Origin of the sequence: Vibrio atlanticus, assembly GCF_024347315.1 — a bacterium.
GTDB lineage: Bacteria > Pseudomonadota > Gammaproteobacteria > Enterobacterales > Vibrionaceae > Vibrio > Vibrio atlanticus.
Map to the genome: position 1 here is coordinate 2,133,136 of NZ_AP025460.1, position 24,760 is coordinate 2,157,895.

The 24,760-nt window shown below is 43.8% G+C and carries 21 protein-coding genes and 1 pseudogene; 7 read left to right on the forward strand and 15 right to left on the reverse strand.

The features are described 5' to 3' along the window. Positions 1 to 4 precede the first annotated feature (4 nt). The 3 genes from nrdE to nrdH are packed head-to-tail and all read right to left on the reverse strand — an operon-like array spanning position 5 to position 2,749. Positions 5 to 2,086, reverse strand: coding sequence for a class 1b ribonucleoside-diphosphate reductase subunit alpha (nrdE, locus tag OCV30_RS09480; RefSeq protein WP_338115227.1), 2,082 nt, complete (start codon positions 2,084 to 2,086; stop codon positions 5 to 7). A 43-nt stretch (positions 2,087 to 2,129) separates the two neighbouring features. Further along, positions 2,130 to 2,528: a class Ib ribonucleoside-diphosphate reductase assembly flavoprotein NrdI gene (gene nrdI, locus OCV30_RS09485; RefSeq protein ID WP_065680436.1), complete on the reverse strand. Its 399-nt coding sequence runs from the start codon at positions 2,526 to 2,528 to the stop codon at positions 2,130 to 2,132. Continuing rightward, positions 2,528 to 2,749: a glutaredoxin-like protein NrdH gene (gene nrdH, locus OCV30_RS09490; protein ID WP_009847124.1), complete on the reverse strand. Its 222-nt coding sequence runs from the start codon at positions 2,747 to 2,749 to the stop codon at positions 2,528 to 2,530. Before nrdH ends, nrdI begins: the two co-directional genes overlap by 1 nt. A 185-nt stretch (positions 2,750 to 2,934) precedes the next feature. Here nrdH and OCV30_RS09495 point away from each other — a divergent pair, with 185 nt between their 5' ends. From OCV30_RS09495 to OCV30_RS09520, 6 genes are read left to right on the forward strand one after another with little or no spacing between them, the layout of a single operon-like run. Beyond that, positions 2,935 to 3,303 (forward strand): iron-sulfur cluster assembly accessory protein, encoded by a 369-nt coding sequence (locus tag OCV30_RS09495; protein WP_083994649.1) that lies wholly within the window; start codon positions 2,935 to 2,937, stop codon positions 3,301 to 3,303. A 2-nt stretch (positions 3,304 to 3,305) separates the two neighbouring features. After that, positions 3,306 to 4,817 (forward strand): Fe-S cluster assembly protein SufB, encoded by a 1,512-nt coding sequence (gene sufB / locus OCV30_RS09500; RefSeq protein ID WP_065680437.1) that lies wholly within the window; start codon positions 3,306 to 3,308, stop codon positions 4,815 to 4,817. Between the two features lies 1 nt (position 4,818). Next, a complete protein-coding gene (sufC, locus tag OCV30_RS09505) occupies positions 4,819 to 5,565 on the forward strand; it encodes a Fe-S cluster assembly ATPase SufC (RefSeq protein WP_065680438.1) in 747 nt (248 codons plus the stop codon). After that, a complete protein-coding gene (sufD, locus tag OCV30_RS09510) occupies positions 5,555 to 6,811 on the forward strand; it encodes a Fe-S cluster assembly protein SufD (RefSeq protein WP_244499068.1) in 1,257 nt (418 codons plus the stop codon). Before sufC ends, sufD begins: the two co-directional genes overlap by 11 nt. Continuing rightward, positions 6,804 to 8,036: a SufS family cysteine desulfurase gene (locus OCV30_RS09515; protein ID WP_065680440.1), complete on the forward strand. Its 1,233-nt coding sequence runs from the start codon at positions 6,804 to 6,806 to the stop codon at positions 8,034 to 8,036. Before sufD ends, OCV30_RS09515 begins: the two co-directional genes overlap by 8 nt. A gap of 3 nt (positions 8,037 to 8,039) precedes the next feature. Further along, on the forward strand, positions 8,040 to 8,441 hold the full coding sequence (locus tag OCV30_RS09520) for a SufE family protein (RefSeq protein WP_012604295.1): 402 nt from the start codon (positions 8,040 to 8,042) through the stop codon (positions 8,439 to 8,441). 132 nt (positions 8,442 to 8,573) lie between these two features. Here the strand turns inward: OCV30_RS09520 and OCV30_RS09525 are convergent, their stop codons facing one another. The 9 genes from OCV30_RS09525 to OCV30_RS09565 form a co-directional block, all read right to left on the reverse strand. Beyond that, positions 8,574 to 10,457, reverse strand: coding sequence for a methyl-accepting chemotaxis protein (locus OCV30_RS09525; protein ID WP_065680441.1), 1,884 nt, complete (start codon positions 10,455 to 10,457; stop codon positions 8,574 to 8,576). 296 nt (positions 10,458 to 10,753) lie between these two features. Further along, positions 10,754 to 12,325, reverse strand: a complete 1,572-nt coding sequence (locus OCV30_RS09530; RefSeq protein ID WP_065680442.1) for a BCCT family transporter — start codon at positions 12,323 to 12,325, stop codon at positions 10,754 to 10,756. Positions 12,326 to 12,596: 271 nt separating this feature from the next. Then, positions 12,597 to 14,195 (reverse strand): BCCT family transporter, encoded by a 1,599-nt coding sequence (locus OCV30_RS09535; RefSeq protein ID WP_065680443.1) that lies wholly within the window; start codon positions 14,193 to 14,195, stop codon positions 12,597 to 12,599. Between the two features lie 169 nt (positions 14,196 to 14,364). Beyond that, positions 14,365 to 15,003 carry a response regulator transcription factor gene (locus tag OCV30_RS09540; RefSeq protein ID WP_012604298.1) on the reverse strand — a complete coding sequence of 213 codons (639 nt, stop codon included), beginning with the start codon at positions 15,001 to 15,003 and terminating at the stop codon, positions 14,365 to 14,367. Next, complete coding sequence (locus OCV30_RS09545; RefSeq protein ID WP_065680444.1) at positions 14,996 to 16,351, reverse strand: cache domain-containing protein; 1,356 nt, start codon at positions 16,349 to 16,351, stop codon at positions 14,996 to 14,998. The genes OCV30_RS09540 and OCV30_RS09545 overlap by 8 nt, the downstream gene beginning before the upstream one ends. Positions 16,352 to 16,455: 104 nt before the next feature. Next, positions 16,456 to 17,739: a TRAP transporter large permease gene (locus OCV30_RS09550; protein ID WP_009847136.1), complete on the reverse strand. Its 1,284-nt coding sequence runs from the start codon at positions 17,737 to 17,739 to the stop codon at positions 16,456 to 16,458. Between the two features lie 9 nt (positions 17,740 to 17,748). Next, the gene (locus OCV30_RS09555; RefSeq protein ID WP_052879091.1) at positions 17,749 to 18,294 is read right to left on the reverse strand and encodes a TRAP transporter small permease subunit; all 546 of its coding nucleotides are present in this window, start codon (positions 18,292 to 18,294) and stop codon (positions 17,749 to 17,751) included. Positions 18,295 to 18,504: 210 nt separating this feature from the next. Continuing rightward, positions 18,505 to 19,599 carry a TRAP transporter substrate-binding protein gene (locus OCV30_RS09560; RefSeq protein WP_065680446.1) on the reverse strand — a complete coding sequence of 365 codons (1,095 nt, stop codon included), beginning with the start codon at positions 19,597 to 19,599 and terminating at the stop codon, positions 18,505 to 18,507. A gap of 582 nt (positions 19,600 to 20,181) precedes the next feature. Then, positions 20,182 to 20,574: a hypothetical protein gene (locus OCV30_RS09565; RefSeq protein ID WP_012604302.1), complete on the reverse strand. Its 393-nt coding sequence runs from the start codon at positions 20,572 to 20,574 to the stop codon at positions 20,182 to 20,184. Between the two features lie 220 nt (positions 20,575 to 20,794). On the opposite strand from OCV30_RS09565, the pseudogene OCV30_RS09570 reads away from it, so the two are divergent. Next, a pseudogene (locus tag OCV30_RS09570) lies at positions 20,795 to 21,614 on the forward strand (DUF2982 domain-containing protein). Between the two features lie 106 nt (positions 21,615 to 21,720). Here the strand turns inward: OCV30_RS09570 and OCV30_RS09575 are convergent. From OCV30_RS09575 to OCV30_RS09585, 3 genes are all read right to left on the reverse strand, one after another. Continuing rightward, positions 21,721 to 22,374: an MBL fold metallo-hydrolase gene (locus OCV30_RS09575; RefSeq protein WP_065680447.1), complete on the reverse strand. Its 654-nt coding sequence runs from the start codon at positions 22,372 to 22,374 to the stop codon at positions 21,721 to 21,723. A 99-nt stretch (positions 22,375 to 22,473) separates the two neighbouring features. Beyond that, positions 22,474 to 23,022 carry a peptidoglycan L,D-endopeptidase MepK gene (mepK, locus tag OCV30_RS09580; RefSeq protein WP_009848830.1) on the reverse strand — a complete coding sequence of 183 codons (549 nt, stop codon included), beginning with the start codon at positions 23,020 to 23,022 and terminating at the stop codon, positions 22,474 to 22,476. A 199-nt stretch (positions 23,023 to 23,221) separates the two neighbouring features. After that, positions 23,222 to 24,760, reverse strand: a complete 1,539-nt coding sequence (locus tag OCV30_RS09585) for a L,D-transpeptidase family protein (protein WP_065680448.1) — start codon at positions 24,758 to 24,760, stop codon at positions 23,222 to 23,224.

A 24,760-nucleotide genomic window follows, 5' to 3' on the forward strand; every position in this document is an offset into this window, starting at 1 on the left:
TTTATTACAGTGAGCACGACACGCACCCTTCGACTTGAGTACCTTCTAATGCTTTCTGTCGCATTCGGATGTAGTAAAGCGTTTTAATTTTCTTTTTCCATGCGTAGATCTGAGCTTTGTTGATATCTCTCGTCGTTACCTCATCGTCAAAAAACAAAGTTAATGAAAGGCCTTGATCAACATGTTCAGTGGCCGCCGCATAGACATCGATTATTGCCTTAGGGCCTATGGAAAAGGCATCACGGAAGTACTCTAAATTGGAGTTATTCAAATACGGCGCAGGGAAGTAAACTCGCCCAATTTTACCCTCTTTTCTTATCTCCACTTTAGCGGTAACGGGATGAATAGAAGCGGTAGAGTCGTTGATATAGCTAATTGAGCCTGTAGGAGGAATGGCCTGCAAGTATCGGTTGTATAGCCCTGAGCTCATGACGAGTTGTTTCAATTCGCTCCACTCAGACACTGTGGGTATTCGTATATCTAAACGGCTAAAGAGATCTTGGACCACGTCCAATTTTGGCGAGAAATCCTGCTGCAAATATTTGTCGAAGAAAGACCCATCACTGTAACTAGAATCTTCGAACCCTTTGAACGTACTCTTTTTCTCTTGTGCCAACTTATTGGAAGCCACGAGACAGTGATATAAAACACAGGCAAAATAACTGCTGGTGAAATCAATGGCCTCTGGTGAATCATAGTGAATGCGTTCTCGAGCCAAAAAACCATGCAAGTTCATCTGACCTAAACCAATAGCATGACTTTCATCGTTGCCCTTTCTTATCGAAGGAACACTGTTGATTGCGCTCATCTCTGACACTGCATTTAATGCTCGAATTGCGGTATCAACGGTTTGAGATAGTCGACCTCCATCCAAGGCTTTAGCAATATTGATCGAGCCTAAATTGCACGAAATATCTCGCCCTACATGACTATAGTTCAAGTCATCATCATAATTTGACGCCTCGTTGACCTGCAATATTTCCGAACACAAGTTAGACATATTTACACGCCCCTGAATGGGGTTAGCCTGATTAACCGTATCTTCGAACATAATGTATGGATAGCCCGACTCAAATTGGATCTCGGCAAGCGTTTGGAAAAGCCCTCTTGCACTCATTTTCCCTTTGCGGATCCTCGGGTCGTCCACCATTTCATGGTACTTCTCCGTCACGCTAATTTCAGAGAAAGGTACGCCATACACTCGCTCAACATCATGGGGAGAAAACAAGTACATATCTTTGTTTTGCTTGGCTAATTCCAGAGTAATATCGGGAATGACAACACCAAGGCTCAAGGTCTTAATTCTGATTTTTTCATCTGCATTTTCTCTTTTTGTATCAAGAAATTGCATGATGTCTGGATGGTGAACATTGAGATAGACAGCACCCGCGCCTTGCCTAGACCCCAATTGGTTTGCATACGAGAAACTGTCTTCAAGCAATTTCATCACAGGGACGACACCTGAACTTTGATTTAAGATCCCCTTAATGGGCGCACCTTGCTCTCTTAAATTCGTCAGAAGTAAAGCTACACCACCGCCACGACGTGAGAGTTGCAACGATGAGTTAATCGCACGACCGATGCTCTCCATATTGTCTTCAATTCTCAACAAAAAGCAGGAGATCAATTCACCACGGCTCTTTTTGCCGGAGTTAATAAAAGTGGGCGTAGCCGGTTGAAAGCGCTGATGAATGATTTCTTCCATTAGTGCCAGTGCAAATTCACAGTCACCACGAGCCAGTAACAGTGCAGTCATAACCACTCGGTCTTCGAACCTTTCTAAATATCGCTTACCATCACGAGTTTTCAGTGCATAGGAAGTAAAAAACTTATAAGCACCTAAGAACGTTCGGAATCGAAATTTGGCTTGATAGGCGTTTGCCCAGATTTGATGAAGAAAACTGCGATCATATTGCTCAATAACTTGAGCCTCGTAATATCCCTCTCTGAGCAAATAGTCGATCTTCTCGTCTAAATTATGAAAGAAAACGGTATTTTGATTAACGTGTTGTAAGAAAAACTGTCGAGCCGCTTGCTTGTCTGCCTCAAACTGAATCGTCCCTTGTTCATCAAGTAGATTCAACATTGCGTTTAAAGCATGGTAGTCAAGGGACTCGTTCTCAAAGTGGTTATTCATGATGTTTCCAAAATTGTTCTAACCCATTTGTCACGATATCAATATCGCTCTGGATTCCAGATAGTTCGAAACGGTACAACAGCGGCACATTGCATTTTTCAGCGACAATGGCACCTCCGCGAGCAAAAAGAGCTCCAAAGTTTCGATTTCCCGATGCAATCACACCTTTAATCAATGCTCGATTATTCGGGTTATTCAATAGACTTATAACAGAGTTAGGCACAGCTCCTCGCCCCTCACCATCGGCATAAGTCGGGCATATGAGTACGAATGGTTGCTCAATCTCTAGCGTCCTTCCATTGGCCTCAGTAGGAAGCCTAATCGCAGGTAATCCTAGCTGTTCGACAAACCGCTTCGTATTCCCCGAAGCGCTAGAGTAATAAACAATCATTAACCCAACGCGCTGATCATGTCAGGTCTAAAACCAGACCAGTGGCGGTCATTGGCCACAACCACGGGAGCTTGTCGATAACCCATTGATTGAACTCTTTCCATTGCGATTTCGTCGCACGTTAAATCAACAACTGTATGCTCAATACCTTTGCTCTGTAACGCCTTAACCGTTGCTGTGCATTGCACACACTGTGGCTTGGAATAAACGATGACATCCATATTATACAACCTCAACTAAATCTTAATGATAATCATTATTAATAAATAATGGCACATATAGTATTTGGGATTTATGTTTTGTCAACATATTGATCCCCGATCTAAAGACCATAGACAATACATGGTTGATATGCAAATGATAATCAATATCATCTATTATCACCAGTCAAATATGGAGCAGTAAGGTGAGTATTTCGAGTTCCGGTTCTAATGACATATCCATACATGATATGGAGTGGCAAGGCGTTACGTTAAGTGAAAGTGCCGCAAACAGAATTTCCCAGTTATCACATGGGCAAAAGCACTTCCACCTCACGGTTAAGTCCTCTGGCTGTACGGGGTTTACATATGAAGTGGCGCTGATCGATTCGCCATCCGATGACGACATCAAGTACGAATCACATGACGTCATTTTCTATATTGCGCTCAAAGCCCTACCTATGATCGATGGCACAGAGATCGACTTTGTGCGTCAGGGTTTAAACAGTAATTTTGTATACAACAATCCCAAAGTGAAGAACCTTTGTGGATGTGGCGAGAGTTTTGGAGTTTAACCATGTGCGCATTAGAAATGCAGTCTGAAGCTAAAACGCGACCTGAAATTGACACGCAGCCTGAAGTTACAGAGTTACTGCATAGCAATCACTATCGTGAAGGTTTCTACACTGAGTTATCTTCAGATACTTTGTCGAAGGGAATCAACGAACAAGTCGTTCGAGCAATCTCCGCAAAACGTAACGAACCCGAATGGATGTTGGAGTTTCGCCTCAAAGCATTCCGTAAATGGCGAACAATGGAGGAACCGCATTGGTTAAAAGCCGATTATCCAGACCTGAATTACCAAGATTACAGTTACTACTCCGCCCCAAGTTGCTCTAGCTGCGACAAAGATAGTTGTGACAAAGATAGTGATGATGGCTCGAATGAATTTTTAACCGAAGAAGTCGAGACAGCCTTTGAAACACTGGGGATTCCAGTTAGAGAAGGTTCAGAAATTGCTGTTGATGCAATCTTCGATTCAGTTTCCGTCACCACTACCTATCAAAACGAACTGAAAGAACTCGGGATCATCTTCTGTTCATTCAGCGAAGCTATCCAAGAATACCCTGAACTTGTGCAGCAATACTTAGGCACCGTTGTTCCACCTGAAGATAACTTCTTTGCGGCTTTGAATGCCTCTGTTGCCTCTGATGGCACTTTTGTTTACATCCCTAAAGGTGTGAGATGCCCAAGAGAACTCTCTACCTACTTTCGAATAAACCAAGCAAAAACAGGCCAGTTTGAAAGAACAATCTTAGTGGCTGATGAGGACTCATACGTCAGCTACATTGAAGGTTGCTCTGCCCCGATGAGAGATACTTATCAACTTCACGCCGCCGTCGTAGAAGTCATCATTCACAAGCGTGCTGAAGTTAAATATTCCACTGTGCAAAACTGGTTCTCGGGAGCAGAGGATTCACAAGGCGGCATACTCAACTTCGTAACCAAACGTGCGGTTTGCGAAGGCGAGTACAGCAAAATGTCTTGGACTCAATCAGAAACAGGCTCTGCGATAACGTGGAAGTACCCAAGCGTGATTCTCAAAGGAGACTACTCAGTCGGTGAGTTTTTCTCCGTCGCTTTAACGAATGGCGCTCAACAAGCCGACACCGGCACTAAGATGGTTCATATAGGAAAACACTCTCGCTCTACCATCATTTCAAAAGGGATTTCAGCAGGCAAAAGCCAGAACAGTTACCGAGGGCTGGTTAAAGTCACCCCCAACGCAGAAGGTGCGAGAAACTTCACTCAGTGCGATTCAATGTTAATCGGCGCCGAATGTGGGGCTCACACTTTTCCTTATATCGAAGTCAAAAACCCGTCTGCTCACGTTGAACACGAAGCAACGACCTCTCGAATTGGCCAAGATCAACTGTTTTACTGCACCCAAAGAGGGATCAGTGAAGACAACGCCATATCCATGATCGTCAATGGTTTTTGTAAAGACGTATTTTCAGAATTACCACTCGAATTCGCTGTTGAAGCGCAAAAACTTCTATCAATCAGCCTCGAGCATAGTGTGGGATAAAATGTTAGAAATTAAAAATTTACATGTCAGCGTTGAAGAAAATACTATCCTAAAAGGTATTAACCTAACCGTTAAACCTGGTGAAGTTCACGCAATTATGGGACCGAACGGTTCAGGAAAAAGTACCCTATCCGCCACACTGGCAGGCAAGGATGATTACGAGGTCGTCAGTGGTGAGATTGTTTTCAAAGGTCAAGATCTTACAGAGCTAGATCCAGAACAAAGAGCCGGTGAAGGGGTATTTTTAGCCTTTCAGTACCCTGTCGAAATTCCAGGTGTCAGTAACAAACTCTTTCTAAATACAGCTCTCAACGAGGTTCGTGAATATCGAGGATTAGAACCGATCGATCGTTTTGACTTTGAAGATCTATTGGAAGAAAAAGCGCAATTGTTGAAGATGCCAGCAAATTTACTCCAACGCTCTGTCAATGAGGGATTCTCTGGTGGAGAGAAAAAGCGCAATGACATTCTACAAATGGCGGTGCTCTCACCTGATCTTTGTATACTAGACGAGACTGACTCAGGTCTAGATATTGATGCCCTTAAAGCCGTCTCTGAAGGTGTAAACGCGCTCCAGAATGAACAACGAGCTTTCATTTTAGTCACGCACTATCAACGTATCCTCAATTACATCAAGCCAGATTTCGTGCACGTGTTGTACCAAGGAAAGATTGTAAAATCTGGTGACCACACGTTAGCTCAAGAATTAGAAGAGAAAGGCTATGGGTGGATCATTGATGAACAATAAACATTCATTGCTTGATTCATTTGAAACCCTTGTTCGACCGCATGAGTGGCAAAAAAAACAATGGTCTAAATTGCTTGGGGTTGAGCTACCGTCCCCTCAACATGAGGACTGGAAATACACGTCTCTTGACCGATTAAACGAACTAGAGCTAAGCAGCGCACCACAGCAGTCGACAGCTAACACGCCATACAATAAATTCAGTTTAGACATTGATGCTTATCGATTAGTCTTCGTCGACGGCTTCTTTTTAGCTCGATACTCCGACTGGATTCCAAAAGTTCGAGTGACTCCCATCTGCGCGCTCTCTCCAATTGAAATCGATGAGCTGTCTCGTTCAATAAAGCCAGACGCTTTTACCTATATTACTGATGCTACCGCTTCAAGTGGCATATTAATCGAAGTCGAAGCGAATACGCAGGTATCGAAACCTATTTATCTTCTGCATATCAATTCCGGAAAACAAGGTGATGTATCAAGCTACAGAAGCCATATTGAAGTCGCAGATCATGCGGAAGTCACCGTCATCGAACACCATGTTTCACAAGGTAGTGGTAGAGGCGTAACATTATCTCGCTTAACACAACACGTTGGTTGTGGTGCTCACTATCATCACACTAAAATTGTCGAAGAGGCCTTAAACCAACATCACTTCGGTCACAACGATTTGATAGTTAATGCGCATGCTAGCGCCTACTCTTGTTGCTTGCTCTACTCCGGCCAATTGATACGACATCAAGTAAGTTCAGAACTGACTGGCGAACAAGGTTTTGTCGCTATGGACAGTATTTCCCTACCTCAAGGTGAGTCAGTTTTTGATACTCGCACCTATTTGAAGCACAACTCTCCCCACTGCCAAAGTGAGCAAAATCATAAAACCATCGCTCGAAACCAATCTAAGTCTGTTTTCGACGGCATGATCTATGTTGACCCTGCTGCGCAAAAAACAGACGGGCAAATGGACACCCACAGTCTGATTCTAGGCGATGACGCCCAAGTAAACTCTAAACCTCAATTAGAGATTTATGCCGATGATGTCAAATGCAGCCATGGTGCAACAACAGGGCAAATAGACCCAACCCAAATCAATTATTTACGCTCTAGAGGTATCCCAAAAGAACGAGCCGAACACATGATTACCTCTGCGTTTGTCATTGACGTTACCGAGAGAATTAAACACCCCGCCCTAAGACAATCTGCGATAGATAAAATCAATGCGTCACTCAATAAAGGATGTCCAAATGATTGATTCGAGCGAAAAGACAAGCCCTTGGTTTAATGACTTCCCAGCTCTAAGAACTCAAGTTTACGACAAGCCTTTGGTCTATTTAGACAGTGCTGCAACGGCCCAAACCCCTCAAGTCGTTATCGACCGCATGACTCAGTTTTATCAACATGATTATGCGAGTGTTCATCGCGGTGTCCATTACCTAAGCTCTAAAGCAACCGAAGAAATGGAACAAGTAAGAGAAAAACTTGCTCAGTTCATTTCAGCTAAATCCAGAGAAACTATTGTTTTTACCAAAGGGACGACAGAGGCCATCAATCTCGTTGCGAATAGCTATTTGCGCCCTAGGTTAAAAGCGGGTGACGAAATCATCGTGACGGAAATGGAGCATCACGCCAACCTTGTTCCTTGGCAGATGCTTTCTGAAATTTATAATGTCAACATTCGTGTTTGGCCAATGGCAAAAAATGGCTATTTGAATCTCAACGACCTTGTCTCGTTAATGAATACAAAGACAAAACTGCTGGCGATTAGCCACGTATCGAATGTTCTAGGCCGCATAAACCCAATTAAAACGATAGTCAAAGCTGCACATAAAGCAAAAGTCCCCGTGTTAGTCGACGGTGCTCAAGCTGTCATGCACGATGAAGTCAATGTGACGGACCTCGATTGTGATTTCTACGCCTTCTCTGGGCACAAACTGTATGGCCCGACAGGCATCGGCGTGCTTTACGCAAAAAAAACACACCTCGACAACATGGTGCCATGGGAAGGCGGCGGAGCCATGATCGATCAAGTGACACTGCCTTTGGGAACCTCGTTTGGCCAAGCTCCGTGGAAGTTCGAAGCGGGCACTCCGAATATTGCAGGCATTTTAGGTTTAGGCGCCGCTCTAGACTACATAGAAACTATCGGCTTCAAAGAGATCTCTGACTATGAAAAAAATGTAATGAATTATTTGGTGGAGAGTATTAGACAGATACCAGAAATAGAGCTCTATGGCGATGATGATAACCGCACGGGCGTTTTGGCTTTTAATATGAAAAATCAACACTCTTTTGATGTGGGTTCATTCTTAGATAGATATGGTATTGCGATTCGTACCGGACATCTCTGCGCAATGCCCCTTATAAAACGACTCGGTCAAAACTCGCTGTGTCGCGCATCGATTGGCATGTACACAAGGCCCAAAGACATAGACGCCTTGTGCCAATCACTAAAACGAATCCACCAACTGTTAAGGTAGCTTATGTCCCCTGAAAAGCTCCAGAAAAACTTCGAACGATGCGCTGACTGGGAAGAACGTTATATGTATTTGATAGAATTGGGGGACCGATTAGAGCCCTTCCCTGTGACAAAGATGAATAAAACACATCTTATCGCAGGCTGCCAAAGTAATGTATGGCTAGATCTTTCCATCAGTCAACAGAACAAAATGTCGATACAAGCGACCAGCGATTCTTCATTAGTTAAAGGTTTGCTGGCATTGGTGTTGATCGCCTATAACAACCAACAACCCGCGAGCGTTCTAGAATTCGATATTAAAGACTGGTTCCGCCAGCTAGACCTAAAATCTCAGCTTAGCGCCAGTCGGAGTCAAGGTTTAGAAGCCATAATAAAACATATTCGGTGTCACGCTCGGGCTGTTTAACCTTCAATAAACAATAGCCCAGCATGATTAGATCACGACATTTTGCTTCTTCTAAAAAGCGAACATAAAAAAGCCCCAACCTAAGTTGGGGCTTCGTTCTATCTATCTATCTATCTAACTAACTATCTATAATTACAGCTTAAAACGGCTGATTTCATTTTCTAGTTCATTAGACAGTTCAGAAAGCTGAGCAGCTTGTTCTGCAGCTTGGTGCGCTTCACCTGCTAGCTCGTTAGATACGTCACGGATTCCTTCAGTGTTACGAGTAATCTCAGACGTTACTGACGCTTGCTCTTCTGCAGCAGAAGCGATTTGAGTCGCCATATCACTGATACGTTCAACAGCAGCATGAATTTGCGTTAAGCTAGCGGCCGCTGAGTTTGAGTCATCAACACTGGTTTCAGCAAGCGTTCGGCTATCGTTCATGATACTTACCGCTTTGCCCGTTGTACCTTGCAGTAATTCAATCGTTTGTTGAATTTCTTGAGTTGAACCGTGTGTACGTTGGCTCAAAACTCTCACTTCATCAGCAACAACCGCAAAACCGCGACCTTGTTCGCCAGCACGGGCAGCTTCAATCGCCGCGTTAAGTGCAAGTAAGTTAGTTTGTTCAGCAATGCCTTGAATGTTAGACAAGATAGCGTTGATGCTATTGCCGTGCTCTTCCAGCTCAAGAATCACGTTTGTTGCAATTTGAACTTCTTGTGCAAGATTTTGAATTGAGCTTTGAGTCTGTGTAACTTGACCCGTACCGTGTTCACAAGCGCCAACAGCTTCAGATGAATTCTGTGCAGTTTGATCAGCGTTACCCGCAATCTCTTGTGTTGCTGCAGCCATTTCGTTCACGGCTGTTGCTACCATATTGATTTCGTCTTGTTGCATCTGAATGCGAGCACTACGCTCTTCAGCTTGAGAAGCTGTTTGACGTGCTTGGTTACCCAATGCAGCAGACACTTCACTTAGCTTGAGTACCATGGTGTGCATGTTGCCCACAAAATGATTGAAATTTGCCGCAAGTTTACCAATTTCGTCATCACTTTTAAGCTCAAGACGTTGAGTCAAGTCGCCCTCGCCTGAAGCAATTTCTTCAAGTGCCGCTGAAACGCGGTTTAAGTCGCGGAATAGGAAACTAACCAACATAGAAACCAACACGATAACGATCAGAGTAATTACAACCGCTGTAGTAATGAGTTGCGTAAGAAGTATTGAGTGATTCGCTTCTTCTGTTGCTTTGTCCATCTGAACTGCGAAAATCCAGTTCGTGTTAGGCACATTAGTGAAGTAAAGCAGCTTCTCAGCACCGCGCTCTTTGATGATCTCGATGCTACCCGTACGCACTGCGTTTTCGATGATAGGCATAGAAATGTCGTTTGAAAGCTGACTTACAGGCTTAAGGCTCAGTGCTGAGTCTGGGTGTGCTAGGAATGTGCCGTCAGAGGCATCAATGAGCATTGCGTAAGCGTTGTCACCAACATCTAAGCTGATAACATCGTTGACTAGTTGATCAATAAGTACATCCGCACCAACAACACCAACAAGCTTACCGTTATGACGAACAGGTTCAGCAATCGTAACTAGAAGCGCTTGGGTAATCGCATCTTGATAAGCGGTTGTAATAATTTGCTTACCGGCTGCGTTTGCTTCCTGGTACCAAGGGCGTTGACGAGGGTCGTAATCTGCACGATTACGTTCAGGATGTGAACGGTACATTCCGCCTTCTGGAGTACCTAAAAAGATATCGTCAAAGCCACCCGCTACACGAGCTTGCTTAAGGAAAGGAACAACATCATCCTCTCGTGAAAAGTCATTAAATGCTGATGCGATATCCGTGCGAATATCAATCCAGTTTTTAATCCCTTCAGATGCTGCTTCAGATACGCTTTCAGCTCGTTGGTATACACCATTACGAGTCTCTTCAAATAATTGGTTTGCTGATAACCAAGTCAAGGCTGTTGCCATGACGATAACAGCAGATAGGCTAGCACCTATCAACTTCTGCTTAAGTGTTAATTTCATTAGTAAGTTTCACGAGTGATGGAAAATCTAGCGAATACTACCCAATTTAAGTAAACGATTCGAGCTATTTCACAGTTTCACATCACATTATATTTGCAATAAAACCAAAAACTTATCTTTCGCCAATTACTTGGCTTTTCGCCAAATTCAAGGCGCCATTTCAACGACGATTCCTACGATATATACAGTGTTACAGGCTGTAAAATGGATAAAAAAAGACAGGAGAGTTTCCTCTTCTGCCTTTTGTTTTACTTTGTATTCAACATCAAAAAATGAAAAATCGAATAGTAGCTAGTCTATCTTTTCTCTGTTCGCATACCCATTAGTAGGCTCACACACATCAATAATAGGATGATGGTGAACGGCAATGCGGTTGAGATTGCACCCGCTTGCAGAGCTTGAACGGCTTCAGTACCGCCAACCCACAATAAAGCTACTGCAATCGCACCTTCAAGGAACGCCCAGAACACTCGTTGAGGCACAGGCGTATCAACTTTACCACCAGCAGTAATGCTGTCGATAACTAAAGAGCCCGAGTCAGACGATGTAATAAAGAATACAAGAACCAGTACAACTGCGATGATTGAAAGCAGAGTACCAAACGGCAATACATCAAACATCTGGAACATTGCCAGTGATACATCAGTTAAGCCATTTTGACCTAGGGTACCAACCTCATTCACGATTTGATCAATTGCCATACCACCAAACACTGACATCCAAATGATAGTCACTGTCGTTGGAACAATCAGTACCGCTGTAATGAACTCACGAACAGTACGACCTTTAGAAACACGCGCGATAAACATACCGACAAATGGAGACCATGAAATCCACCAAGCCCAGTAGAATACAGTCCAACCATGTAACCAAGCTTCATCTTCACGACCGTGAGGGTTACTCAACGGAATGATGTTCTCAATGTATGCCATCAATGTTGTAGGGATTGAACCTAGAGTCACTGCGTAGCCGATTAGAGCTACTAGGATAAGCAGTAGGAAAGCAACCAACATGTTGATGTTACTGATAACTTTAACGCCACCATCAATACCACGAAGTACGGATACGACCGCTAGCAAAGTTACTACGGTAATAACAATGACTTGTAACCCTAAGCCTGCCTCAATGCCGAATACATGCTGAATACCACTTGCCGCTTGTTGCGCACCAAGGCCAAGCGATGTCGCCAAACCAAACAGGGTTGCAAGTACAGCAAGAATATCAACGATGTGACCAGCCCAGCCCCACGCTCTATCACCTAAAATTGGGTAGAAGATAGAACGAATAGAAAGCGGTAATCCCTTGTTGTAAGAGAAGAAAGCCAGTGAAAGCGCTACTACGCCATAAATCGCCCAAGGGTGTAGGCCCCAGTGATACATGGTTGCACCGAGTGCTAATTTTGCAGCTTCTGGTGTATTTGCCTCTACACCAAGTGGCGTTTCATACCAACCTGTGTAGTAAGCCGCTGGTTCTGCAACACTCCAGAACATCAAGCCAATACCCATACCTGCAGCAAACAGCATCGATAACCAAGACATGAATGAGTAATCTGCCGTTGCATCAACACCACCAAGGCGGATTTTACCAAACGGAGAAACAATCAAGCCTAAGCAAAAAATAACGAAAATATTACCGGACCAAATGAACAACCAATCAAATGAATTGATAATTTGCCATTTAACACCATCCAATGCTGACTTCGCTGAAGCGGTATCTGTAAGCAGCACACCGATCAAGAACAAAGTGATGAGTCCCGCACTGATACCAAACACTGGGTTATGAACGTCAAAACCCCATTTTTGGACGTTATCTTGACCAACAGTGTAATCCGTACTGTCGATACTGTATTTATCTATACCTTTAGTCATTATTCCTCTCTACGGAATACTTATAAGGTCTGTTGACCTCATATCCCTTACTTTCCTGTGACTGAATCACAAACTCGAACATACGATCCAAGTAGTACAAGCTGTTGTCACGATAATTCAAATACTTGGATGTCTGAAGTTTAGCAGGTTAACTTATTGTTTTCAGTAAACTAGAATCAGTTCGATGGATTTTCAAACAAAATATAGATAATCACTTATGTTTGCGGCGAAAAAAAGGCCGACTAAGTCGGCCTCTATTTGAAAAATACTTTTAGCTCAAAGCACTTTGCTGCTTAACCAATTGATTCTCTGTACGTAAACCAAGAAACAAACTTAGGCACATAAGCAATAATATGAAGGCAAATGGTAATGCCATTGAGACTGTTCCAGCTTGTAATGCCTGAATAGATTCAGTACCACCAACCCACAGTAGAACCGCCGCAATCGCACCGCCCATCAATGCCCAAAATACACGCTGTGGAACAGGTGCATCGACTTTACCGCCAGAAGTAATGCTATCAATAACCAATGAACCTGAGTCTGATGAGGTGATGAAGAACACCATAATCAAACCAATCGATACCACGGAAAGGACTGAGCTCATTGGCAACGCATCGTAAGTATGGAATAGAGAAAGTGTAATATCTTGCAGACCATTTATACCAATCTCACCCACTTTATTCGCCACCTGGTCAATCGCAATACCACCGAAAATAGCCATCCAAATGATAATGACAGACGTCGGGATAAATAAGACTGCAACGATAAATTCACGAATTGTACGACCTTTAGAGATACGAGCGATGAACATGCCTACGAATGGTGACCATGAAATCCACCAAGCCCAGTAAAATACCGTCCAACCTTGCATCCATGTTTCATCATCACGACCATGAGGGTTGCTAAGAGGAATAAAGTTCTCAATGTAGCCCATTAGCGCGGTTGGTATCGCCTTAATACCCGCCATGCCACCCGCGATAGTTACGAAGATCAGCAAGCCTAACGCAACAACCATGTTGACGTTGCTGAGAACCTTAACACCACCGTTAATACCGCGAATCACCGACATTGTTGCCAACAGTGTTACCACTGCAATAACAATAAGCTGCATACCAATACCGCCATGGGTACCAAATACATGGTTAATACCGCTTGCGGCTTGCTGTGCACCTAGGCCAAGTGATGTTGCAAGGCCAAACAATGTTGCAAGTACTGCGACAATGTCAACGATATGACCAAACCACCCCCAAGTTCTGTCACCGAGTAGCGGGTAAAAGATTGAGCGAATAGAAAGCGGTAAGCCTTTATTGAAAGTAAAGAAGGCAAGAGACAAAGCAACAACGGCGTAGATTGCCCAACCGTGCAAGCCCCAGTTGTAGATGGTTGCACCTAGTGCCAACTTAGCCGCTTCAGGAGAATACGCTTCAACACCGAGCGGTGTTTCATACCAACCGGTAAAGTAAGCTACTGGCTCTGCCACACCCCAGAACATCAAACCAATACCCATTCCCGCGGCGAATAACATCGACATCCAAGATAGGTTAGAGTGCTCTGCTTTAGCATCATCGCCACCTATACGTATCTTTCCGTAAGGGGAGATAATGAGGACAAAACAGAAAAATACGAAAAGGTTCGCAGCCCACATAAAGAAACCATCGAAGTTACCGATGACTTTCCACTTAACGCCATCAAGTGCCGCTTTAGCTGTTTCAGGTTCTGCAACCAAAAGCGCAATCAGGAAAGCAATTATCGCCCCAGCGCTGATTCCAAATACAGGGTTATGAACATCAAAACCCCATTTCTGAACATTATCTTGTCCTACGGTATAATCAGTATTATCAATACTATACCTATCCTTTACAGGCTCCATGCATCCTCTCTAATTAGTAGCGCACAATTTGCAACATTGCATTTGGCACTTAAATTTCGAAAGGAAGAATAACAACTCGTCGCAAAAATACTAAAAAAACCATCAAAAAACGGGTGTAAACGGCACATTTGGTAATTAAATTACACATTCACTGTAATTTAGCGTAACATCACTCAACAAGCCCAGAGCTAACAGCATACTTGGCAAGCTCTGCCGTAGAGTGAATGTCGAGCTTATGCTTGATATTTTGTCTATGGGTTTCAACCGTTCGGTAACTGATATTTAATCCCTTCGCGATCTCTTTACTGCTCTCCCCTTTAGCCACTAATTTCAACACAGCTTCCTCACGCCTACTCAATGGGTTCTTCACAGATTGTGTGGGAGTAATAGGCTGAGTAAACAAGTTCTGAGTCACTTTTTCACAGAAATAGGTTGAGCCTTGATTGACCGTCTTGATTGCCTGCACCATTTTTTCAGCCGAAATTTCTTTCAACATATAGCCGACAGCACCCGATTGCATCACCTTCATGATGTATTCACGGTTGTTATGCATGGTCAGCATCAGCACCTTAGCTTGAGGATCTTCCTCTTTAATCAGGTGAGTGGCATCAATACCATTCATGATAGGCATGCTGATATCCATCAACACCACATCAGGGCGCAAGTCTTTAACCACTTCAACGGCTTCTAATCCATTGCTGGCTGTACCTATCACGCTAATATCAGGCTCGAGTTCTAATCTCGCCATAAAGCCATCCAGTACCACTTGGTGATCATCTGCAATCACAACTCGAATAACTTCACTCATTCACTAATCCCTCTAGTGTCAGTAACACTGTAATTTCCGTTCCAAAGCCAACCTCACTCATCAATTCAAAGTCACCACCGATGAACTCCACCCGTTCTCTCATGTTACGTAACCCAATACCTCGCTTTTCCATTGCTTTATAGGTATTGAAACCGACTCCATCGTCTTGGATGAGCAACTGCAACACATTTCCAATTTGCTGTGCGATAACCGTTACTTTGGTCGCTTGTGCGTGTTTCTCTATATTATTCAGTGACTCTTGCACCACTCGATATAAAGTCGTCGCAGCTTCTGATTTCAACTTTCCCGGCTGCGTATTAAACAAGGTTTCCACTTCAATGCTCGAGTGCGCCTGAAAGTCTAATAACAGCGAAGACAACGCCGCTTCTAAGCCGATATCATCCAATGAACTTGGTCGAAGTTGATGCGAAATATGCCTCACCTCTTCGATTGCCCGCATCAGTGAATGCTGCGACTTATTCAAATGCGCCTTGAGGTCTTCATTTTGTAACTTATTACCAAGCAGTTCTAAATGGCAACGACTTGATACTAATAACTGGTTAATACCATCATGCAACTCACGCGCTAGATGCTTCTTTTCGTCTTCTTGAAACATCACCGTTTTATGGGCGAGCTCTTTTAAATTGTTATCCGCGATTCGATGCTCGTGCATGTTGATGGCTAAGGTCAACACGATGATCACCGCCACGGTCACGCTTAAAATGACCACAATGGAAAAGAACGTGGTTTCAATATTTTTGTTGATCGCAGCCTGCATCGAAGCCACTTCTTGATGCACGTCTTCAATATACAAACCCGTGCCAATCATCCAATCCCAACGTTCTAACCAAGCCGCATAGCTCAACTTAGACACCACCTCTCCGGTCGAGGGCTTTTGCCACAGGTATTGGTGAAACCCTCCTCCGGTTTGCGCTTCTTTCAACAACGCTTCGATTAGGAAATCGCCATCTTCATCTTGCAGTTGAAGTAAGTTTTGCCCTATCAACTCTGGCTGGATTGGATGAACCAAATTGGTTCCGTGGCGATCATACGCAAAGAAGTAACCGTCAGAGCCATACCTTAGTTTAGACAATATGGTTCGAACTTCTCTTTTGGCTTGTGCTTCTTGGATATCGGGATCATTGTAGATATGTTCGATGGCATCAAATGCGAGATCAACAGTGTCTTTGAGGGCGTTTTCACGCGACTTAATTAAGCTGTCTCGGAAGATTTCGACCTCTTTCTCACCCAACGTCTTAGTTTGGTGTAACGAGATCCAACTAATGCTCGCCGTTACAATCAGCAACGGGAGTAGCGTCAGCAAAATCAGCTTAACTTTTAGAGGCATTCCTTTTCCTCACAAAAAACGGCTTATTGAACATCAATAAGCCGTTTTACTTTATCAATTTATGGATAGCCGTTGAAACATATCATTCACATTCTAGGCTTCACTCACATTCCATAGAAAGATGGGAAAGCGAGAAGTGATCCAAGTACGAGGATTTGAATCAAAATGAAAGGCATCACGCCTCGGTAGATATCCTTGGTAGTCACACCTTTTGGTGCCACCCCTTTTAGATAGAACAAACTGAAGCCAAACGGTGGCGTCAAGAATGAGGTTTGAAGGTTCATCGCGATAAGGATTGCGAACCAAGTCATGTTGATTCCCATCAGTTCAGCAACAGGCGCAATAATCGGCACAATGATGAAACAGATTTCTACGAAGTCGATGAAGAAACCCAGAATCAAAATCACCAACATGGTAATGATCAAGAAACCCCACTTCTCACCCGGCAACTGCAGCATCCATTCTTCAACCAGATAATCACCGCCAGTATAAGTAAACGCCATTGAGAATGCCGTTGCACCCAACAAGATAGCAAATACCATTGCCGTTACTTTGACCGTCTCTTTAGAGGCGTCATACACCATCGACCAACTAAACTGACCGTAGAGCAAAGCGAGTACCATCGCACCCGCACCACCCAGAGCAGCAGACTCTGTCGGCGTAGCAACACCCGCAAAGATAGAGCCCAATACGACAATAATCAGCGCGAGTGGCGGTATGATTGCTTTCAATGCGTTGATGACTTCTTGTTTACGGCTGATGGAATCATCACGCTCAATTGGTTGAGCGGCTTCAGGGTTAAGCTTCGCGTATATTAAGATATAAACGATATAAGCCCCCACTAACATCACGCCCGGCCAAATCGCGGCTTGGAACAAGTCACCTACCGGAACACCCAATACGTCCCCCAATAGAATCAAGACGATGGATGGCGGAATGATTTGCCCTAACGTACCAGACGCACAGATGGTACCGCAGGCTAAACCTTTGTCGTAGTTGTACTTGAGCATGACGGGCAACGAGATAAGCCCCATTGCAACTACAGAAGCGCCTACCACACCGGTTGAAGCGGCAAGCAGTGAACCTACGAGTACTGTCGAGATTGCGATACCACCACGCACACCACCAAACAGTCGCCCCATTGACTCAAGCAACTGCTCAGCAAGCTTGGTCTTTTGTAGAACAAGCCCCATGAAGACAAACAATGGAACGGCCATCAGCACCGTGTTTTCCATGATTGATTGAATTCGATATGGCATGAAGGCAAACATTTCGATGCCTTCAGCCCAAACACCAAAGATTAACGCGATACCACCAAAGGTGAACGCCACTGGGAAGCCAAGTAAAAGTGCAAACAAGGCTACGAAAAACATTACTATTCCAATCATGTTCAGCCTCTACTTATTCTTTGTATGAGTATTGTTTGCATGGATGAGATGGGGATTAAAAATCTTATTCAACGAGTGCAGGATCAAACCGACTCCGCTGAGTGCCATCAAGAAAAATGAAAGTGGAATCATCGCTTTAATGATCCATCGATAAGGAAGGCCTCCGGGATCGCCCGACGTTTCACCAAGGTTATAACTTTCTTTCGCAACATCGATTCCAAACCAAGCAACCAGCAAACAAAAAGGCATCAGAAAGATCAGTGTGCCGAGCAAGTCAATAATCGCTTGTGCCTTGAAGCTTAGTTGCTCGTAGAACACATCCACTCGCACATGACCACCAGCCTTGATGGCATAAGGAACACCTAATAGGAAAACGGCTGAGAAGAGGTGCCACTCCATCTCTTGGAAGGCGATTGAGACATCATTGAAGGCATATCTCATGACAACGTCATACACAACGTTAGCGATAAGTAGAATAAACAACATACTGGAAAGCCATCCCAGTGCATCACCGATACGATTAAACAGGCGTTCAATATAAATTAGACTTCGCATTCCCGACTCCATGGAATTTGAAAAGACATCGCGCAGCACAACTAACCCAAACTAAAAACGATTCAGTTTATAGCTAGCAATAGGCACGACGTAGAAAGGGTTCTTGGGCATTTAATTATTATATTTAAAATGAACCCTCAGCTTATTCACTCTTAAATACTCAATAAGAAAAGCTTTGGGTTCATTTCACTTCAGTTCAACAACAGTCGATTATTTCGCTTGGCTATTTAAATAAGCTCTGTGTGAAATATCTGTCCATGAACGTACTTGCTCTAGGTAGCTTGCTTGTGAAGCTTGAATCTCTTTTGCCAATGCATCTTTCTCAGCGTGCTTAGCAAGTAGGCGATCGTTCGCTTCTTTCAGTGCAGACATAACCTCTGGTGGGAAATCTTTAACTTGTACGTCTGGGTATTCTGTTTTCATTGAAACCCAGTTCTTTCCACTTTCGTGCGTTGCTTGTGTGTACATGTCGTAAGCCGCTGTACGCATTGCAACACGCAAGATTTCTTGTAGGTCTTCAGGAAGCTTGTTCCATGTACGCTTGTTCACTAGGAATTGAAGCTCTGAACCCGGCTCATGCCAACCTGTGTAGTAGTAAGGCGCGATCTTGTGGAAGCCCATACGCAGATCAAGTGATGGGCCTACCCACTCTAGTGCATCGATTGTGCGACGCTCTAGAGACGTGTAAAGCTCACCTGGGGCAATATTGGTAGGTTTAGCGCCTAGCTCCGCTAGAATCTCACCAGCAAAGCCAGGGATACGCATTTTCAGACCTTGTAGGTCTTCCACACTGTTGATCTCTTTTTGAAACCAACCGCCCATCTGGATATCCGTATTACCACCTGGGAACGACATCAAATTATGTGGAGAGTAAACCTGCTCCATCAACTCCATACCACCACCGTGATAGAACCACGCATATTGTTCAGCAGGCGTCATACCGAAAGGCATAGAAGTGAAGTAAAGCGTGTTTGGAACTTTACCTTTCCAGTAGTAAGAGCCTGAGTGCCCCATGTCGTATTGACCAGACTTAACCATGTCAAAAACGCCAAGCGGTGCTTTGTGTTTGTTCGCAGAATCGATTCTGATTTGCAGTCGACCGTTCGACATTTTCTCAGCCATCGCAGCCATGTTCTTCGTCGCGTCACCGAATACAGGGAAGTTTGGTCCCCATGTTTCAGCAAGCTTCAAGCGATAAACCTTATCAGCAGCAGTTGCACCAGTAGCGACCAAAGCTAAACAAGCCACTGCAGTAACTGCAACGTTTTTAAAAACTCGTGTGAGGGAGTTAGAAATGAGACTCATGTTCACGTCCTTTGTTGGGTTAACACTCTTTCTATGAGCATTTTTTATGATTCAACATAAGAGTGCACCGTGATGTAGCAACAAGATATCAGGGAGAGCACGCACGACGGACTCACATAAACTGCGTATTAGACCAAAGGATTACGTAGAACTACGTAGGAGATAATTTAGCGATGTCGATTTTAAAGGATCTGGGAGATTCATTAGGGTAATTAGTATTGATAAATACCTAAGTAGTTATAGTGAAACTGCATTAACAATTGATTTCCATTTCGTGAGGAAGCTCTATTCTCGCCACACATCAAATACGCACTTAAATGCATTTATCCATATAAATCAAAGTTTCAGAGAATTAGACGTCCTACTTTGGTACCTACTGATTCGAAACATGGGACACGCGAAAGACAGGTGAATAACGGAAGGGGCCAGCCGATTGGGAAAAGGCTTCTGGGGCTAGGTTTGAATGTGTGTATGGGGTTAGGGTTAGGGTTAGGGTTAGGGTTATCATGATCCGCCAGATACAAAAAAGCCTCGATAATCGAGGCTTAAAAACTTTAACGAAGCGAATGTCATCCCGCGGGATTACATAGCTTTGTAGATAACCTTGTTACCTGCAAGTTGCTCTTTCGCTACTAGGTTTTCTTCAAGAAGTTTTTTCAATGCGCCTGTTGCCCATGAAGCTGCTTTCGCGTCTTCTTGACCAGCTGCTAGGCCGATACCTTTAGGGTTAATGCCTTCAGCATTGCTAACAACGATGTCTAGAACTTGTTGTTGCTTAGGAGTCAGTGCTACTGCAACTTCTTTAGTTGCTGCTACTGCTTTCTCTACCGCTGGTTTTGCTGCTACAGTTTTTTCTGCTACAACTTTCTCTGCGACAGGCTTCGCTTTTTTCGGCGTTGCCACTGCTTTAACTACAGCCGCTTTAGTGCGTTTCTGCAGTTTAGCCTGCACCTTACGCTTATGAGCAAGTCTCATTGAATATTTCTCCAGTTCACTGCTCTTTTCGCAGTGGTGAAAATTTGAAGCGCGATTTATACCAAAAAACCGGAGCTATTTGTAGAGTGAAGCGTCGAAAGTCGACGAAAAATACCGATATTGTCTACTAGCGTCTATTATTTAATCATCGACTTATCAATTCAGGGTCATATACACTGGTTATCCATCCAGACAAAAATATGAAAACTTGGTGTTGCCTATGGACACTCGTCACCTTACAAATTTCTCTTTGCCTGCATTTACGCAATCATATCGAATTATCGCCATCATATCGAATTATCGCCATCATTTTAGGATTCGCTTGCCTAATCATGGCGTTATACATTGATAACTCAAAATTACTGATCGTGGGTGCATTTTGCATTAGCGCACTTTTGGGCACGGGCTATTATTTGATGCTTCGTAGCAGAGTGATGTTCACGCTCACCCCCACTCACTTTCAACAGCATTTTTATAAAGGTGGATGGGTTTTAAAGTGGAGCAATATTGAAAAGATTGGCATGTGTACCTACGAACAAGAGGGTTGGCATCAACCTCTCCCTTGGGTCGGCATTAAAATGAAAGATTACTCGCCCTACCTTGACTCTATTTGCCCAAAAATAACCTGCGAATTATTGCTCAGCCAACGAGCACTTTTGTACTTGGGAGCGAAGCAAGCGGGTAAAGAATCGAACTTTGAAGATATGGTTTTAGACTCATCACACTACCACACTCGTTGTACCGAAAGCGGGTGTGTGGAATTAAGCCAATATAAAGAGTCAAAGAATACCGACGAAGTGAGTTTCAGCGCTCAACAAACGCAAATGGATGCGGATTCATCCGATAAAGCAAATAATCACAACGCGGTGATTAAAGACTATTCTGGATTACAGGCGATGCTTGCCAACAGAATGAAATATCAAAGAGGCTTCCACGGGTATGACATTTTCATATCAACCAATGATCTGAATATCAGTGGGGAGGAGTTTGTTGGACTGGCTCGACGCTACTTGGCGGCAACCGAACGTCTTTCTGATTAAAATTAAACTGGTTTAAAGTAAAACCGAACACAATAAAAAAGCTTAGCTTCCATAACAAAAGCTAAGCTTCATTTTCAATCGTTCTTATATTAAATCAAAGATTTAATTAATAAAGAGGCATCTCGTCGGCAACGAATGGATTTGATGCGCGCTCACGACCAAATGTAGACTCTGGACCATGGCCCGGTACAAATGTCACGTCACTGCCTAGCGGCCAAAGTTTAGTCTTGATTGAAGCAATTAGCGTGTTGAAGTCGCCTTGCGGGAAATCCGTGCGACCAATAGCACCGTTAAATAAAACATCACCAACAAACGCCATACGCGCTTGCTCACTGAATAGCACTACGTGACCCGGAGTATGACCCGGCGTGTGAATCACATCGATCACTTGGTTACCAAAAGTCACTTTGTCGCCCTCTTCTAACCAAGTGTTTGGTTCAAAGGCTTTACACAGTGGGAAGCCGAACATCTGGCTTTGATTCTCTAAACCTTGAAGCCAAAAGTTATCGTCTTTATGTGGGCCAACAATGTTCACGTTCAAGATTTCAGCAAGCGGTACTGTTCCGCCCACATGGTCTAGGTGACCGTGAGTCAATACCAAATTCACCACTTTAACACCTAACTCTTCGATGATAGCAGCCAGTTGCTGAACATCACCGCCCGGATCGACAACGATGCCTTCCATTGTCTCATCACACCACACAATTGAGCAGTTTTGAGAGAACGAGGTAACAGGGACAACTTGATACTTAAGAGACATATACAAACCTTAGAGGGCAAACTGAAATTTGGGCAAACTATGACATTGGATGTCTACTTTGACAAGTACCTAGCATTCGCTCGTAAATTCAGCTTAACACTACCAACTGCGTGCTGGACCTGTATCAATATGGATAAAGTTGCTACGTGCATAATAACCGACGCCACCCGCATTCAAGCTTTTAGCAACGTCTCTTAATTCTTTTAGGTTAACGCCATCAATACGGAAATCGATCGCTTTACCTAACATGTGGTAGCTCTTCTTGGCTACGCCACTCGACTTTGAGCGCAGTGCTTCATTGGTCGCTGGAGAACGGTAACCAGAGATGATTTGAACTTCTTTTTGAATACCCAGTACATTTTGAATCTGAGTGATCTGATCAAACAGGTTCTTATCCATTGGATGAATCTCATTACGACGGAAATCACGGCACAGTTTGCTTAGACGAGCCATTTCATCACCAACATAGTTAGTACCATCGAAATAACAGGTCTCTAATCGTTCACCTGTGTGAAGATTGTTCATGCTAATCGTTCTTGGTTGATCAGGGTATGAAGCAAAAGCGATAGAAGGAGTAATTGAGGCGACAACAGCAGTACCACCAGCGTAAGTCAGAAACTGACGGCGTGAAAATAAACTTTGAGACATACAGCAAAAAAACCAATTAGATCGAACGAAAAATGCACGATACATAATGGAAATTGCTGCGTCAACGTACAAAAACCGCCCAAAAGGTTAGTAATTGTAACCTTTGCACGGTTAGTTATTGATCCACATTATAATTTTATCAATAGAAGCTTGGTTGTCATTTTTTGGTCAAGATCACCCTTATTGGCTTCAATGATGGTTAACCACCCTCTTTATCATATTGGTAGATGTCACCACGATACTGTATGCCCCCTTCTTCAAACAGCACGGTTTGATAGATGATATGCACGGGGATTCGCTTCTTGAGGCGAACCTTAGTATTAGGAGCAAGATCGTTACTTTGGTTAGGTACTTTCCTTACCTTGGTGGCAAACAACAATTCAGCCAATTCCTCTGCATGTTCGACACGTATACAACCTGAACTGTAAGCACGGAAGTCATCATTAAACAGGCCTTTACTTGGCGTATCGTGCAGATAGATAGCTCGCTTGTTGGGTGTGTTGAACTTGTACAAACCTAGTGCATTACGTGAGCCTGCCTGTTGACGCATTCGATATGGGAACGAATTGAAATTGATGGTCTGCCAATCGATATCTGTGGTGTCGACGGTTTCCATGGTGCGCCAACCATCAATCACTTGGAAGTTGTGTGTCTCTAGGTAGCTTTCATCCGCTTTTACTTTAGGCAAGATGTCTTTGACCATGATTTTCCATGGTACGTTCCAAGTAGGATTTAAGATAACCGAATCTAGGTTTATCTCTAAAAGCGGTGTTTTTCGCGACTTTCTGCCCACGACAACTTTGGACTCAAAGACCTCTTCACCATCTTCCCAATACTTCATATCAAAACTAGGAACATTGACGACGATGAGAGAGTCTCTGTCTCTTGGCCACAAACGAACACGTTCGGCATTGAGAGCCAGCGAAGTCAATCGTTCATCAAAGCTCATGTTGATCCATTTGATCGTATCCGGCCCAACGATCCCATCGTCTGTAAGGCCGTGCATTCGCTGAAAAGACTTAATCGCTGTTTGCAGATCTTGGTCAAATACAGGGAAATCGACCGCGATCATCGAGGTATCAACACCAACCAAAGCAATGCGCTCAACAAGAATAGTTTTGTCTGAAAGCTCATCACCTAAGCGTTTCAATCCTTTCTGTCTGTATCGCTCTATATTGAGTTCAGACGCAGTTTCTAGCACGGAGTAGGTCGCCTTGAATTGGTCAAAATCCCCAACAGGCGGCGCATAGGACAATACCATTTCTAATAAGTAATCGTTGGTGACACTGCTTTTCAATCTCATCAGGATATGTGGAGAAGGCGCAGGCAACTTGGAATGCAGCTTGCCCGAGAAATACCACTCTTTACCGGCAAGTGGTGCATTCTCAACGTAGCTTAGGTAATAAATAAAGGTATCGGTTAATAAGATGTCCAACTCTTGCCATTGCCCACGAGTTTGATAGTGGCGGATTTGCTTAAGTTGTCGTTCAAAAAGCGGGGCCATTTGCGCTTGTTCGAGAAGCGACAACTGGAATTCAAACGCCTTAACAAGTTCAGGCGAATCCCAAAGAATAGGAAGAGAAGAGTCTTGATAAATGCTCTGGGTTAGCTCTGGATAAATCAGCATAAAAGAGAGCTCTGAATCAGCCGGAATAAATCGGCTCTCGTCAGAACTCGTATAGCTCCATGCATGCACAGAAACTAACACCAATAATCCACAGAAGTATTTTGCTAACAT

Bases quoted from the DNA above. Each gene is read 5' to 3' on its own strand.
- OCV30_RS09560 (WP_065680446.1), bottom strand. From the start codon at position 19,599: ATGAGTCTCATTTCTAACTCCCTCACACGAGTTTTTAAAAACGTTGCA.
- OCV30_RS09575 (WP_065680447.1), bottom strand. From the start codon at position 22,374: ATGTCTCTTAAGTATCAAGTTGTCCCTGTTACCTCGTTCTCTCAAAAC.
- OCV30_RS09550 (WP_009847136.1), bottom strand. From the start codon at position 17,739: ATGATTGGAATAGTAATGTTTTTCGTAGCCTTGTTTGCACTTTTACTT.
- sufD (WP_244499068.1), top strand. From the start codon at position 5,555: ATGAACAATAAACATTCATTGCTTGATTCATTTGAAACCCTTGTTCGA.
- OCV30_RS09545 (WP_065680444.1), bottom strand. From the start codon at position 16,351: ATGCCTCTAAAAGTTAAGCTGATTTTGCTGACGCTACTCCCGTTGCTG.
- OCV30_RS09565 (WP_012604302.1), bottom strand. From the start codon at position 20,574: ATGAGACTTGCTCATAAGCGTAAGGTGCAGGCTAAACTGCAGAAACGC.
- mepK (WP_009848830.1), bottom strand. From the start codon at position 23,022: ATGTCTCAAAGTTTATTTTCACGCCGTCAGTTTCTGACTTACGCTGGT.
- sufB (WP_065680437.1), top strand. From the start codon at position 3,306: ATGTGCGCATTAGAAATGCAGTCTGAAGCTAAAACGCGACCTGAAATT.
- nrdH (WP_009847124.1), bottom strand. From the start codon at position 2,749: ATGGATGTCATCGTTTATTCCAAGCCACAGTGTGTGCAATGCACAGCA.
- nrdI (WP_065680436.1), bottom strand. From the start codon at position 2,528: ATGATTGTTTATTACTCTAGCGCTTCGGGGAATACGAAGCGGTTTGTC.
- OCV30_RS09520 (WP_012604295.1), top strand. From the start codon at position 8,040: ATGTCCCCTGAAAAGCTCCAGAAAAACTTCGAACGATGCGCTGACTGG.
- OCV30_RS09515 (WP_065680440.1), top strand. From the start codon at position 6,804: ATGATTGATTCGAGCGAAAAGACAAGCCCTTGGTTTAATGACTTCCCA.
- OCV30_RS09535 (WP_065680443.1), bottom strand. From the start codon at position 14,195: ATGGAGCCTGTAAAGGATAGGTATAGTATTGATAATACTGATTATACC.
- OCV30_RS09585 (WP_065680448.1), bottom strand. From the start codon at position 24,760: ATGTTAGCAAAATACTTCTGTGGATTATTGGTGTTAGTTTCTGTGCAT.
- OCV30_RS09525 (WP_065680441.1), bottom strand. From the start codon at position 10,457: ATGAAATTAACACTTAAGCAGAAGTTGATAGGTGCTAGCCTATCTGCT.
- OCV30_RS09530 (WP_065680442.1), bottom strand. From the start codon at position 12,325: ATGACTAAAGGTATAGATAAATACAGTATCGACAGTACGGATTACACT.
- OCV30_RS09540 (WP_012604298.1), bottom strand. From the start codon at position 15,003: ATGAGTGAAGTTATTCGAGTTGTGATTGCAGATGATCACCAAGTGGTA.
- sufC (WP_065680438.1), top strand. From the start codon at position 4,819: ATGTTAGAAATTAAAAATTTACATGTCAGCGTTGAAGAAAATACTATC.
- OCV30_RS09555 (WP_052879091.1), bottom strand. From the start codon at position 18,294: ATGCGAAGTCTAATTTATATTGAACGCCTGTTTAATCGTATCGGTGAT.
- nrdE (WP_338115227.1), bottom strand. From the start codon at position 2,086: ATGTTGAATCTACTTGATGAACAAGGGACGATTCAGTTTGAGGCAGAC.